The 12,388-nt window shown below is 65.5% G+C and carries 11 protein-coding genes and 1 tRNA gene; all 12 read left to right on the forward strand.

The genetic code is table 11. From position 1 onward, the window contains the following. The first annotated feature begins 1 nt into the window (after position 1). The 12 genes from ACP15I_RS11380 (at position 2) to ACP15I_RS11435 (ending at position 12,326) form a co-directional block, all read left to right on the forward strand. Positions 2-1,522 (forward strand): aldehyde dehydrogenase family protein, encoded by a 1,521-nt coding sequence (locus ACP15I_RS11380; protein WP_424975174.1) that lies wholly within the window; start codon positions 2-4, stop codon positions 1,520-1,522. A gap of 40 nt (positions 1,523-1,562) precedes the next feature. Beyond that, entirely contained in the window at positions 1,563-2,819 is a 1,257-nt protein-coding gene (locus ACP15I_RS11385) for an ABC transporter substrate-binding protein (RefSeq protein ID WP_424965809.1), read from the forward strand. 91 nt (positions 2,820-2,910) lie between these two features. Then, entirely contained in the window at positions 2,911-3,804 is an 894-nt protein-coding gene (locus tag ACP15I_RS11390) for a carbohydrate ABC transporter permease (RefSeq protein ID WP_424965810.1), read from the forward strand. Continuing rightward, complete coding sequence (locus ACP15I_RS11395) at positions 3,804-4,685, forward strand: carbohydrate ABC transporter permease (RefSeq protein ID WP_424965811.1); 882 nt, start codon at positions 3,804-3,806, stop codon at positions 4,683-4,685. The genes ACP15I_RS11390 and ACP15I_RS11395 overlap by 1 nt, the downstream gene beginning before the upstream one ends. Positions 4,686-4,690: 5 nt before the next feature. Then, positions 4,691-5,803, forward strand: coding sequence for an ABC transporter ATP-binding protein (locus ACP15I_RS11400; protein ID WP_424975175.1), 1,113 nt, complete (start codon positions 4,691-4,693; stop codon positions 5,801-5,803). After that, positions 5,803-7,299: an FAD-dependent oxidoreductase gene (locus tag ACP15I_RS11405; RefSeq protein ID WP_424975176.1), complete on the forward strand. Its 1,497-nt coding sequence runs from the start codon at positions 5,803-5,805 to the stop codon at positions 7,297-7,299. The genes ACP15I_RS11400 and ACP15I_RS11405 overlap by 1 nt, the downstream gene beginning before the upstream one ends. Continuing rightward, positions 7,296-8,054, forward strand: a complete 759-nt coding sequence (locus ACP15I_RS11410) for a 3-ketoacyl-ACP reductase (protein WP_424975177.1) — start codon at positions 7,296-7,298, stop codon at positions 8,052-8,054. Before ACP15I_RS11405 ends, ACP15I_RS11410 begins: the two co-directional genes overlap by 4 nt. A 9-nt stretch (positions 8,055-8,063) precedes the next feature. Continuing rightward, complete coding sequence (locus tag ACP15I_RS11415) at positions 8,064-9,656, forward strand: GMC family oxidoreductase (protein ID WP_424975178.1); 1,593 nt, start codon at positions 8,064-8,066, stop codon at positions 9,654-9,656. Then, entirely contained in the window at positions 9,653-9,961 is a 309-nt protein-coding gene (locus ACP15I_RS11420; RefSeq protein ID WP_424965817.1) for a Dabb family protein, read from the forward strand. Before ACP15I_RS11415 ends, ACP15I_RS11420 begins: the two co-directional genes overlap by 4 nt. A 9-nt stretch (positions 9,962-9,970) precedes the next feature. After that, complete coding sequence (locus ACP15I_RS11425) at positions 9,971-11,137, forward strand: dihydrodipicolinate synthase family protein (protein WP_424975179.1); 1,167 nt, start codon at positions 9,971-9,973, stop codon at positions 11,135-11,137. Between the two features lie 7 nt (positions 11,138-11,144). Then, on the forward strand, positions 11,145-12,155 hold the full coding sequence (locus ACP15I_RS11430; protein ID WP_424965819.1) for a LacI family DNA-binding transcriptional regulator: 1,011 nt from the start codon (positions 11,145-11,147) through the stop codon (positions 12,153-12,155). 97 nt (positions 12,156-12,252) lie between these two features. Then, positions 12,253-12,326, forward strand: a tRNA-Gly gene (locus ACP15I_RS11435). Positions 12,327-12,388: the final 62 nt, after the last annotated feature.

Raw genomic sequence — 12,388 nt, forward strand, 5'->3', positions numbered from 1 at the left:
CATGAACGACATGACCATCAACACTGCCATCGCCTATGACCTGCCGCCGGTTTTCACCGGACGGCACCTGATCGACGGGGCCTGGGTCGGCAGCGCGGCGCAGTTTGAGCGGCGCGCGCCCTCCCATGACCGGGTGGTGAGCCGCTCGGCGCTGGGGGGTGTGGCCGAAACCGAGGCGGCGATCGCGGCCGCGCGCCGGGCGTTCGAGGCCGGGAGCTGGAGCCGGATCTCCGGCAAGGCGCGGGCCGAGGTTCTGTTGCGCGTGGCCGATCTGATCGAGGCCAATGTGGACCGGATCGCGGTGCAGGAAACGCTCGAAAGCGGCAAGCCGATTTCTCAGGCGCGGGGCGAGGTTGGGGGCGCGGCGGATCTGTGGCGCTATGCGGCCTCGCTCGCCCGCAGCAGCCATGGCGACAGCCACAACACGCTGGGCGAGGACATGCTGGGTGTGGTTCTGAAAGAGCCCATCGGGGTGGTCTCGATCATCACCCCTTGGAACTTCCCGTTCTGGATCCTCAGCCAGAAGCTGCCCTTCGCCCTCGCGGCGGGCTGTACGGTCGTGGTCAAACCGTCCGAGATGACACCCTCATCGACGGTGATGATGGGCGAGTTGCTGATCGAGGCGGGCCTGCCCGCGGGGGTCTGCAACATCGTGCTGGGTCATGGCGATCCGGTGGGCAGCCTGATGTCATCCCACGCAGATGTGGACATGGTGACCTTCACCGGCTCCACGGCCGTGGGCAAGCTGATCACCCAGGCGGCCTCGGGGACGCTGAAGAAAGTCGCGCTGGAGCTTGGCGGCAAGAACCCGCAGGTGATCTGCCCGGATGCCGATCTCGACAGTGCGGCCGATGCCGTGACCTTCGGGGTCTATTTCAATGTCGGCCAGTGCTGCAATTCCTCCAGCCGGATCATCGTGCATGAGGATATCGCCGAGGCCTTCGTTGCCAGGGTCGTGGCGCTGTCGCGACAGGTGCGGTTCGGCGACCCGCTGGATCCCACGACGCAGGTCGGTGCCATCGTCACTGCCGAGCACAATGCCAAGATCGACGGCTATGTCCGCGATGCACGCAATGCGGGAGCCACGATCGCGCTCGGCGGCGCAGCCCTGCGGGTCGAGGGGCTGGGCCCGCAGTTTTACCAGCCCACGGTGGTCACCGGTGTGACGCCGGATATGGCCATTGCCCGCGAGGAGGTGTTCGGCCCGGTCCTGACCGTGCTGACCTATCGCACGCTGGATGAGGCGATCGCGCTGGTCAATGACAGCGAGTATGGCCTCTCCGCCGGGATCTGGAGCGAGAATATCCATACCTGCCTTGAGTTTGCGCGGCGCGCCGAGGCTGGCACGGTCTGGACCAATACCTGGATGGATGGCTTCCCCGAGCTGGCCTTCGGGGGCGTCAAACAATCTGGTCAAGGCCGCGAGATTGGTCATTATGGCTTTGAGGAATTTCTCGAGGTGAAATCGGTGGTGATGCGCATCGGGCGCAGCCGGGCACCTTGGGTCACAACACACGCATAAAGCGTGGGCATAACCAGAATGCAAAATGGGAGGATACCAAATGCGTTCGATCAAGAAGACCAGCACGGCTGTTGCGCTTGTCCTGATGATGAGTGGGGGCGCCGCCTCTGCGCAGGACGGAGGCGTCGAGGTGTTGCACTGGTGGACCTCGGGCGGTGAAGCGGCGGCGCTGAACGTCCTGAAGGGCGATCTCGAGGGGCAGGGCATCGGCTGGACCGACATGCCGGTCGCAGGGGGTGGCGGCGAGCAGGCGATGACCGTGCTGCGCGCCCGGGTCACTGCGGGCAACGCGCCCACCGCCGTGCAGGGCCTCGGCTTTGACATCGTGGACTGGGCCAAGCAGGGCTCGCTTGCGGATCTGAACACCGTGGCCGCCAAGGAAGGCTGGGACGACGTGGTGCCCGCCGCGCTGCAGGAGTTCGCCAAGATCGACGGCAAATGGGTCTCGGCCCCGGTGAATGTGCATTCCACCAACTGGGTCTGGGCCAACAAGGCCGTGCTCGACGCCAATGGCATCGCGGTTCCCACCACGTGGGAAGAGTTCACCGCCGCGCTCGAGACCCTGAAGGCGGCAGGCATCACGCCCATCGCCCATGGGGGTCAGGCCTGGCAGGACGCGACCGTCTTTGACGCGGTGGCCATGTCGGTGCTCGGTCCGGACGGCTATCAGGCGGCCTTCATCGATCTCGACGAGGATGTGCTCGGCGGCGCCAAGATGCAGGAAGCCTTCGAACGGATGGACGTGATCCGCGCCAATGTGGATGACAACTTCTCGGGCCGCGACTGGAACCTGGCCACGGCCATGGTGATCAATGGCGAAGCGGGCTTCCAGATGATGGGCGACTGGGCCAAGGGCGAGTTCCTGAACGCGGGCAAGGTGCCGGATCAGGACTTCCTGTGCTTCCGTTTCCCGGGCACGGCCGAGCAGGTCACGTTCAATGCCGACCAGTTCATGATGTTCGATCAGGGCGGTCAGGTCTCTGACGAGCAGGCCGCGCTGGCCTCGGCGATCCTGTCGCCGTCCTTCCAGTCGGCCTTCAACGTGGTCAAGGGCTCGGTCCCGGCGCGCACGGATGTCTCGGACGAGGCGTTTGACGCCTGCGGCAAGAAGGGGATGGCCGATCTCGCCGCTGCGGCGGCCTCGGGCAACCTTTTTGGCTCCATGGCCCATGGCCACGCGGCACCGGCCTCGGTGAAAAACGCGGTCTATGACGTGGTGACGGCGCATTTCAATGGCGAGTTCGACAGCGAAGAAGCTGTGGCGGAACTCGTGGACGCCGTGTCGATCGCGAAGTGATCCTCCCCGGTGGGGCGGCCCGACGGGCCGCTCCATCCCTGTGCCGTCCCGGCGGCACCAATCCCGACAACCTGACCCGAGGGGGAGTGTGATGGCCGTACACGCCAACGCAGATTTCAAGACGCGACTACAGGTATGGTTGCCCAAGCTGATCCTGTCGCCGTCCCTGGCGATGATCCTGGTCTTTGTCTACGGCTTCATCCTGTTCTCGGTCTACCTGTCCTTCACCGACAGCCGTCTGCTGCCCTCCTATGGCTGGGTCGGCTGGGAGAACTACTCCAAGCTCTGGCGTCTGAGCCACTGGGAGATTTCCCTCAAGAATATGGGGGTCTTCGCGGCGCTCTATATCGGGATCTGCACCTGTCTCGGGCTGGGGCTCGCGATCTTTCTCGACCAGAAAATCCGCGCCGAGGGGATGCTGCGGACGATCTATCTCTACCCCATGGCGCTGAGCTTCATCGTGACGGGGACAGCGTGGAAATGGTTCCTCGATCCCGGGATCGGGCTTGAGAATGTCATGCACACATGGGGGTGGGAGACGTTCAAGTTCGACTGGATCAAGAACCGCGACTTCGCGATCTACACGGTCGTGCTCGCGGCGGTCTGGCAGACCAGCGGCTTTGTCATGGCGATGTTCCTCGCCGGGCTGCGCGGGATCGATAACGAGATCCTGAAGGCGGCACAGATGGACGGGGCCTCGAACTGGAACCTCTATCGCCGGATCATCATCCCGCAACTGCGCCCCGCGTTCCTCTCGGCCTTCGTGATCCTGAGTCATCTGGCGATCAAGACCTTTGATCTGGTCATCGCGCTCACGGGGGGCGGGCCGGGGCGGGCGACCGAGCTGCCGGCCACCTTCATGTATTCCTATACCTTCACGCGGAACCAGATGGGCATCGGCGCGGCCTCGGCGGTCATCATGCTGATGACGATTGCCGCGATCATGATCCCCTATCTCTATGCCGAATTGCGGGAGAAGAAGTGATGTCTGTCGCAAGCCAAGATACTGCCATCCGGACCGGGCGCGTCATGCGCACCCTGATCTACGTTGTCCTGCTGCTCTTTGCGCTGTTCTACCTGCTGCCGCTTTACGTGATGCTGGTGAACTCGGTGAAGCCGCTCGACGAGATCACCGGCGGCGGGATGATGAACCTGCCGCAAGTCTTCACCCTGGAGCCCTGGGCCAAGGCCTGGTCCTCGGCGCAGATCGGCGTCGATCCCACGGGGCTGTCGCCCTATTTCTGGAACTCGATCAAGATGGTCGTCCCGGCGGTGATCGTCTCGACCATCCTCGGCGCGCTCAACGGCTATGTCCTGACGAAATGGCGGTTCCGGGGGGATACGATCCTGTTTGGGTTGATGCTCTTTGCCTGCTTCATCCCCTTCCAGATCGTGCTGATCCCCATGGCGCGGATGCTCGGTCTGATGGGGCTGGCGGGCACGACCTGGGGTCTGGCGCTGGTGCATGTGGTCTACGGGATCGGGTTCACCACGCTCTATTTCCGCAACTATTACGCGGTCTTCCCGACCGAGCTGGTGCGCGCGGCCCAGATCGACGGGGCCGGGTTCTTCCAGATCTTCTGGCGGATCCTGTTGCCGTCTTCCGGGCCCATCGCGGTGGTCTCGATCATCTGGCAGTTCACCAATATCTGGAACGACTTCCTGTTCGGAGCGTCATTTGCCGATGCCAATTCGCAACCGATGACGGTCGCGCTCAACAACCTCGTGCAGTCCTCGACCGGTGTGAAGGAATACAATGTCCACTTCGCCGGAGCGATCCTCGCCGCCCTCCCAACCCTGCTCGTCTACATCGTCGCGGGCCGCTACTTCGTGCGCGGTCTGATGGCGGGCTCCGTGAAAGGATAAACGTTATGGGCTTTCTCGATATCGACAATACCACAAAGTCCTATGGCGCCGTCGAGGTCCTGCACAAGGTCGACATCTCGGTGGAAGAGGGGGAGTTCCTCGTGCTTGTCGGCCCGTCGGGCTGTGGGAAATCCACCCTGCTGAACATGATCGCGGGGCTGGAGGAAATCTCCAGCGGCGAGATCCGGATCAAGGACGCGGTGATGAACGGGGTCCACCCGTCCAAGCGCAATATCGCGATGGTGTTCCAGTCCTACGCGCTTTATCCGAACATGACCGTGGGCAAGAACATCACCTTCGGGCTCGAGATGCATGGCGTACCCAAGGCGGAGCGCGACAAGGCCATGACCGATGTGGCCAAGCTGCTGCAGATCGAGCAGCTTCTGGACCGAAAGCCGGGCGCGCTCTCGGGCGGGCAGCGGCAGCGGGTGGCCATGGGGCGCGCGCTGGTGCGCAACCCGGATGTGTTCCTCTTTGACGAGCCGCTCTCGAACCTCGATGCGAAGCTGCGCGTGGATATGCGCACCGAGATCAAGAAGCTCCACCAGAAGCTCGGCACCACGATCGTCTACGTGACCCATGACCAGATCGAGGCGATGACCCTTTCGACCCGGATCGCGGTGATGAATGGCGGCTATGTCCAGCAGCTTGGCACCCCGCAGGAGATCTACGACACGCCCGCGAACATCTTTGTCGCGACCTTCATGGGCTCGCCGGCCATGAATGTGGTCCCGGCCAAGGTCGCATTGGAGAATGGCAGGCCCGTGGCGCAGGTCGCGCTCCATGACGGGAGCCATTGCGCGCTGCCCTTCAGCCAGGACAACATGGCAGCCTGGGCGGGCAAGGAGATCCTGCTCGGGATCCGGCCCGAGACGATCACCGACGAGGACGCGGCGGATCGCAAGTCGTCGAATATCGCACAGCTGACCAACCGGATCGTGGTGACGGAACCTGCGGGGTCGGACACCTTTGTGTCCATGAACCTCGGCGGGCGGGACGTGATCGCCCGGATGCGGTCCGATGCCGAGGTGGCGCCGGGGATCGATTTCACCTTTGCGGTGAACATGGAAAAGGCGGTGGCCTTTGACCCCGAAACCGAGAGCCGCATTGCGCCCTGATGCAACCTGATGTGGTTATCATTGGCTCGGGCATGGGCGGCGCGACCCTTGCGGCGGCGCTGGCGCCGTCCGGGCGGCGGATCCTGATCCTGGAGCGGGGGGAGCGGTTGCGGCCCTCGCCTCGGGACCGGGATGCCGGGGCGATTTTCGGCACCGGGCACTTTCGCCCGGACGAGAGCTGGCTCGACGGTCAGGACCGCCCCTTCAACCCCGGGAATTTCTATTATGTGGGCGGAAACTCGAAATTCTACGGCGCGGCGCTGATCCGCTACCGGGCTGAGGATTTCGAGGCGCGCGGCCATCCCGGGGGATCGACCCCCGGATGGCCGCTCGTCTACGGCGATCTGGAGCCCGACTATCAGGCCGCCGAGGAGATGTACCGCGTCCGCGGCGCCCTCGGCCAGGATCCCACCGAGCCGCCTCATTCCGGGACCTATCCCCACGGGCCCGTGCCCGACGAACCCGAGATCGCGGATCTGCGCGCGCGGCTGCAGCGCGTGGGCCTGACCCCCGCCAGCCTGCCGCTGGGCGTGGATCTGGACACGTGGCGCGGGGCCGGGGACACCACCTGGGATGGCTATCCCGATACCTGCGGCGGCAAGATGGATGCGGAAAGCTGCGGGCTCGCGCAGGCGCTGGCCCACCCGAATGTGGAGCTGCGAACCGGCTGCCGGGTGACGCGTCTGGAGGCCGGGGCCGGGGGGCGGATCACAGCGGTGCAGTATGAGGCTGACGGGAAAGCTGAGACGCTGCGGCCTCGGATTGTCGGGCTCGCCTGCGGGGCGGTGCAGAGCGCGGCGCTCCTTCTGGCTTCGGCCGATGAAGCCCGTCCGACCGGTCTTGCCAATCGCTCGGATCAGGTGGGGCGCAATTTCATGAACCACAACTGCTCGGCTGTGCTGGCCCTGCATCCGCTGCGCCGCAACCGCGCGATCTATCAGAAGACGCTCATGGTCAATGACTACTATAACGGCGATGGGGCGGGGGGGCTGCCTCTCGGCAATATCCAGCTTCTGGGCAAGATCACCGGGCCGATCCTCGCCGCCAATTCAAAGCTGCCGGGCTGGCTCGCGCAAGCCGTCGCGGCGCGCAGTGTCGACCTTTATGCGATGTCCGAGGATCTGCCCAATCCCGACAGCCGTGTGACCCTGAAAGATGGGCAGATCCGGCTCGATTGGCAACGCTCGAACTGGGAGGCCCATCTGCAGCTGGTCGCGACCCTCAAGGCCAAGCTGCGCGCGGCGGGCTTTCCGATCGTGCTGTCCCAGCCTTTCGACCGGCGCACCCCGTCGCATCAATGCGGCACGGCGCGGATGGGGGCGGATCCGGCCACCAGCGTTGTGGATGTGTTCTGCCGCAGCCACGACCACAAGAACCTTTTCATCACTGATGCGTCGGTCCTGCCGACCTCGGCCGCGGTGAACCCGGCCCTGACCATCGCCGCATTGGCTCTGCGGGCCGGGCGTCACATCACCGAGACGGAGCTTGCGGCATGAGCGGCGTCGCCCTGATCACCGGCGGGCAGCAAGGCATTGGCCTCGCCATCGCAACGGAGCTCGCAGCGGCGGGGTTCAAGATCGCCATCGCCTCGCTGCCCGCGCCTGACGCGGCCCCGGTGGCGGCGTCCCTCGCCGCGCTGGGCCAAGACGCGCGGTACTATCAGCACGACATCCGCGATATAGCGGCGGTGCACGGGCTACTGGCGCGCATCGAGGCGGATCTCGGTCCGGTCACCACGCTGGTCAACAATGCCGGGATGGGCGCGCCCGCCCGTGGCGATATGCTGGAGATGGCGCCCGAGAGTTTCGATCAGGTGATGGCGGTCAATCTGCGCGGCGGTTTCTTCCTGACCCAGGAGGTTGCCCGCCGGATGTGCGCCCTGCCGCAGGCGCCCTATCGCGCGATCATCTTCATCACCTCGGTGAGTGCGACCATGGCCTCGGTCGAGCGGGCGGAATACTGCATCTCCAAGGCGGGCGCCTCGATGGCGAGTACGCTCTTTGCCCTGCGTCTCGCGCCCGAGGGGATCGGGGTGTTCGAGCTGCGCCCGGGCATCATCGCCACCGAGATGACCGCCGGAGCGCGGGACAGCTACACCCCCCGGATCGAGAACGGGCTCGTCCCCGCCAGACGCTGGGGAGAGCCCGAGGATATCGGCCGGGTCGTCCTGCCGCTGGTCACCGGCCAGATGCCCTTTGCCACCGGCGCGGTCATTCCCGTCGATGGCGGGCTCTCCATCGCCAGATTGTGAGGCTTGAAGATGGCTGAAGGATACGACTTCATCGTGATCGGTGGCGGCTCGGCGGGCTCGGTTCTGGCCGCGCGGCTGAGCGAGATCCCCGAGGCCTCGGTGCTGTTGCTGGAGGCCGGGGGCGGTGATCGCCATCCGTTTTTCCACCTGCCGGCCGGGTTTGCGAAGATGACCAAGGGCATTGGCTCCTGGGGCTGGTCGACCACGCCGCAAGGGGCGATGCAGGACCGGGTGTTCACCTATACGCAGGCGAAGGTGATCGGCGGCGGCTCGGCCATCAACGCGCAGATCTACACGCGCGGCGCGGCGCAGGATTACGACGAGTGGCGGCAAATGGGTTGCGACGGCTGGAGCTATGCCGAGGTCCTGCCGTACTTCAAGAAATCCGAGGACAACGATACCTATTCCGGAGAGTTTCACGGGCAGGGCGGCCCGCTGGGCGTGTCCATGCCCGCAGCCCCCTTGCCGATCTGCGATGCGTTCATCGCGGCGGCTGGCGAGATCGGGATCCCCAAGACCACGGATGTGAACGGGGCCAAGCCCGACGGGGCCGGGTATTATCAGCTCACCCAACGCAACGCCCGGCGGTCTTCGGCGGCCATGGCCTTTCTCGGCCCGGCCAAGGGGCGGCCCAACCTGACGATCCGGATGCAGGCACAGGTCCGCCGGATCACCGTCGCAAACGGGCGCGCCACGGGGGTGGAGATGGCCGATGGCAGCCGGATCACCGCCGATCGTGAGGTCATCCTGTCCTCGGGGGCAATCGGGTCTCCGAGGCTGCTGCAATTGTCGGGGATCGGTCCGGCCGAGGATCTGCGCGGACTTGGGATCGAGGTGGTCTGCGACCAGCCCGGTGTCGGTGCGAACCTGCAGGATCATCTGGATCTCTACGCGATCTGTGAGGTCACCGGCCCGCACACCTATGACCGCTTTGCCAAGCTGCATCTCTCGGCGCTGGCGGGGCTGCAATACCTGTTCACCCGCAAGGGGCCGGTGGCCTCCAGCCTGTTTGAGACGGGCGGGTTCTGGTACGCGGATGAAAACGCGCGCTCGCCGGATATCCAGATGCATCTGGGCCTGGGCACCGGGATCGAGGCGGGGGTCGAGGCGATGCCCAACGGCGGTGTCACGCTGAACGCCTGTCATTTGCGGCCCCGTTCGCGCGGGACGGTCCGGCTGCAAAGCGACAATCCCGCCGACATGCCGCTGATCAATCCGAATTACCTGTCGGACCCTTATGATCGCGAGATGTCGATCCGGGGCCTCAAGCTGGTGCAGGAGATCCTTGCCCAAGACGCCTTGAAGCCCTTCATCCTCGCCGAACGGTTGCCCGGGCCGGGCGTGCGCACGGATGCGGAGTATTTCGATTTCATCTGCGCCCATTCCAAGACCTCGCACCATTGCGCGGGCACCTGCCGGATGGGCAGCGATGCCGAGGCCGTGCTCGACCCGCGGCTGCGCTTCAGCGGGATCGACGGGCTGCGCGTGGCCGATGCCTCGGTCATGCCGCGCGTCAATTCCTCCAACACCAATGCACCAACGATCATGATCGGCGAGAAAGCTGCCGATATGATCAAGCAAGATCAGGGGTTTCTGCAATGATCCGACATATCGTCCTTACCAAGTTCAAGCCCGGCACCCCGGAGGCGAAGATCGCCGAGATCTATGGTGGCCTCGCCGCCTTGACCGAGCAGCTGCCAGGGGCCCGAGGGTTTACCGGTGGACGCTCGGAAAGCCCCGAGCAGATCGAGCGCGGCTTTATGCATGGCTTCGTCATCGATTTCGACAGCTGGGAGGCGCTGCAGGCCTATGCCGAGAACCCCGACCATCAGGCGCTGGGCGGGCAGTTGGTCGAGAACGCCGTGGGCGGGATCGACGGGCTCTGCGTGCTTGATCTCGATGTGTGAGGCGCGCCGATGCTGACCCTGCCAACTGCCGAGGGCGGGCTTGCGCCCTACAGGATGCGGGCCACGCCGCTGGTGGCGCGCGCGCCCCGCGTGCCCCTGACGCGCACCGCCTTTGCCGCCGCCCATGTGGTCAGTGACCCGCTGCGTGAGCGCAACCCGTGGGACGGCCGTCCCGCCGTGGACTGGGAGGCGACCTTGCGGTTCCGCACGGGCCTCTGGGATCAGGGGCTCGGGTTGGCCGAGGCCATGGATACGGCCCAGCGGGGCATGGGGGTGGACTGGTTGACGGCGAAGGAGCTGATCGAGCGAACCATGGTCGCAGCCAAGGCGCATCCGCTACGTCCACGCGTGGCCTGCGGGGCCGGGACCGATCACAAGGATATGGCCGATCTCGGCAGCCCCGAGGCGATCCTCGCAGCCTATCAGGAGCAGGCCGAGGCGATCGAGGCGGCAGGCGGGCAGCTGATCCTGATGGCGTCCCGCGCCTTCCCGGCCATGGGGGCGACGCCCGACGACTATCACAAGGTCTACCGCGCGTTGATCGATGGCGCGCAGGCGCCGGTCGTGCTCCACTGGCTGGGCGAGATGTTCGATCCGGCCCTGACCGGCTATTGGGGTCACACGGGTCTGGAGGCGGCCAATTGCTTTGTCCTCGACCTGATCGCCGAGAACCCGGGGCAGGTGGACGGGATCAAGATCTCCCTCCTCGATCAGGCCCATGAGGAGGCGTTCCGGGCCCGTCTGCCCGAGGGCGTGCGGCTCTATACCGGGGATGATTTCAACTATGCGGACCTGATCGCCGGGGATGGGGCGCATTACAGCCACGCGTTGCTCGGGATCTTCGCGGCCATCGCCCCCGCCGCCAGTCAGGCGCTGGAGGCTTTGGCCGAGGGCGACACGGACCGCTATCACGCGCTCTTTGCGCCGACGGTGCACCTGAGCCGCGAGATCTTCAGGGCGCCGACCCGGTTCTACAAGGCCGGGATCGCCTTTCTGGCCTGGCTGAACGGGTCGCAGAGCCACTTCATCATGCCCGCAGGATTTCAGTCCAGCCGCGACATCACCCATTATGCACAGGTCTTTCGGCTGGCCGATCAGGCCGATCTGCTGTTACAGCCAGATATGGCCGAGGCGCGGATGAAGGCCCTGCTGGCCACCCACGGGATCGACCACTGAGGAGCATATGGCCCGCCGACCGACCATCCTGGATGTTGCCAAGCAGGCCGGCGTGTCGAAATCCACGGTCAGCCTCGTCCTGCAGGGCAGCAACACGGTCAAGGACAGCACCCGGGCCCGGGTGCGCGAAGCCATGGGCGAGATCGGCTATGTCTATAACCGCTCGGCGGCGACGCTGCGCTCGGCCTCTTCGGGGCTGATCGGGCTGGTCATCAACGATCTGCGCAACCCGTTCTTCACCGAGTTCGCGGCCTCGCTGCAGATGCAGCTGGCGGATGCGGGCTATGCCACGGTGATTGCCAACACCGATGAGGACCCGGCCCTGCAGATCCGGATGATTGCCTCGCTGGTCGAGCATGGTGTCTCGGGGCTGATCCTGTCCCCGGCCTATGGCCAGCATGCCGAGACCCTCGCGGCGCTACAGGCTGCGGGCACGCCGACGATCCAGGTTCTGCGGCAGCTCGAAGGCTCCTGCGCCGAGGTCCCCTTCATCGCGCCGGATTTTCAGCGTGGCAGCGCGCTCGCAACCCGTCACCTGATCGAGGCCGGGTGCCGCAACATCGCCTTTCTCGGCGGGCTGGAAGGGCGGCCCGTCACCCAAGAACGCATGAGCGGCTATCTGGAGGTTCTGGACGCGCATGGCCGCGACCCGATCATCCTGACCGGGCAGGCGACGCGGGCCTTCGGCAAGTCCGTCGCGCGCGATCTGCGGGATCGTCAGCCGCAGGTCGACGGGGTGTTGTGCTTCAACGATCTGGTGGCGCTGGGGGTGCTTGCGGGCTGCGCCGAACATGGCCCCCGGGTGGGGCGCGAGCTGCGGGTGATCGGGATCGACGATATCGAGGATTGCCGCGACAGCTTTCCGGCGCTGACCTCGGTCAGCTGCAACATCCCCGAGCTCGCCCGGACCACCGCCCAGAGCGCCCTGTCCTGGATCAAGACCGGCATCGCACCGGCGCCGGTCACCCGGATGCCCGTGGCGCTGGTGCGCCGCGCCTCGAGCGGGCAGGGCGACTGACGCAGGCCACCCGGGCGCCTGCGCCTATGGTGCTACATCTTGCGCACCCGCAAGTGCTTGACCGCGCAAATCCGATGACATACGACCTTCATGCTACGCGGGCGTTGTGTAGTGGTAAGACCTTAGCCTTCCAAGCTAATGACGCGGGTTCGATTCCCGCCGCCCGCTCCAAGCACCCCGGCCGGACGGGCCGTCTCTGAGCGGAGGCAGCCACACGGCCGAGACCTGAGACT

It is taken from the genome of Dinoroseobacter sp. S124A, from assembly GCF_049801015.1.
Classification (GTDB): domain Bacteria; phylum Pseudomonadota; class Alphaproteobacteria; order Rhodobacterales; family Rhodobacteraceae; genus Dinoroseobacter.

What these genes read in the sequence shown, in the direction of transcription:
- ACP15I_RS11380 (WP_424975174.1), top strand. Translation starts at nt 2, where the DNA reads ATGAACGACATGACCATCAACACTGCCATCGCCTATGACCTGCCGCCG.
- ACP15I_RS11385 (WP_424965809.1), top strand. Translation starts at nt 1,563, where the DNA reads ATGCGTTCGATCAAGAAGACCAGCACGGCTGTTGCGCTTGTCCTGATG.
- ACP15I_RS11390 (WP_424965810.1), top strand. Translation starts at nt 2,911, where the DNA reads ATGGCCGTACACGCCAACGCAGATTTCAAGACGCGACTACAGGTATGG.
- ACP15I_RS11395 (WP_424965811.1), top strand. Translation starts at nt 3,804, where the DNA reads ATGTCTGTCGCAAGCCAAGATACTGCCATCCGGACCGGGCGCGTCATG.
- ACP15I_RS11400 (WP_424975175.1), top strand. Translation starts at nt 4,691, where the DNA reads ATGGGCTTTCTCGATATCGACAATACCACAAAGTCCTATGGCGCCGTC.
- ACP15I_RS11405 (WP_424975176.1), top strand. Translation starts at nt 5,803, where the DNA reads ATGCAACCTGATGTGGTTATCATTGGCTCGGGCATGGGCGGCGCGACC.
- ACP15I_RS11410 (WP_424975177.1), top strand. Translation starts at nt 7,296, where the DNA reads ATGAGCGGCGTCGCCCTGATCACCGGCGGGCAGCAAGGCATTGGCCTC.
- ACP15I_RS11415 (WP_424975178.1), top strand. Translation starts at nt 8,064, where the DNA reads ATGGCTGAAGGATACGACTTCATCGTGATCGGTGGCGGCTCGGCGGGC.
- ACP15I_RS11420 (WP_424965817.1), top strand. Translation starts at nt 9,653, where the DNA reads ATGATCCGACATATCGTCCTTACCAAGTTCAAGCCCGGCACCCCGGAG.
- ACP15I_RS11425 (WP_424975179.1), top strand. Translation starts at nt 9,971, where the DNA reads ATGCTGACCCTGCCAACTGCCGAGGGCGGGCTTGCGCCCTACAGGATG.
- ACP15I_RS11430 (WP_424965819.1), top strand. Translation starts at nt 11,145, where the DNA reads ATGGCCCGCCGACCGACCATCCTGGATGTTGCCAAGCAGGCCGGCGTG.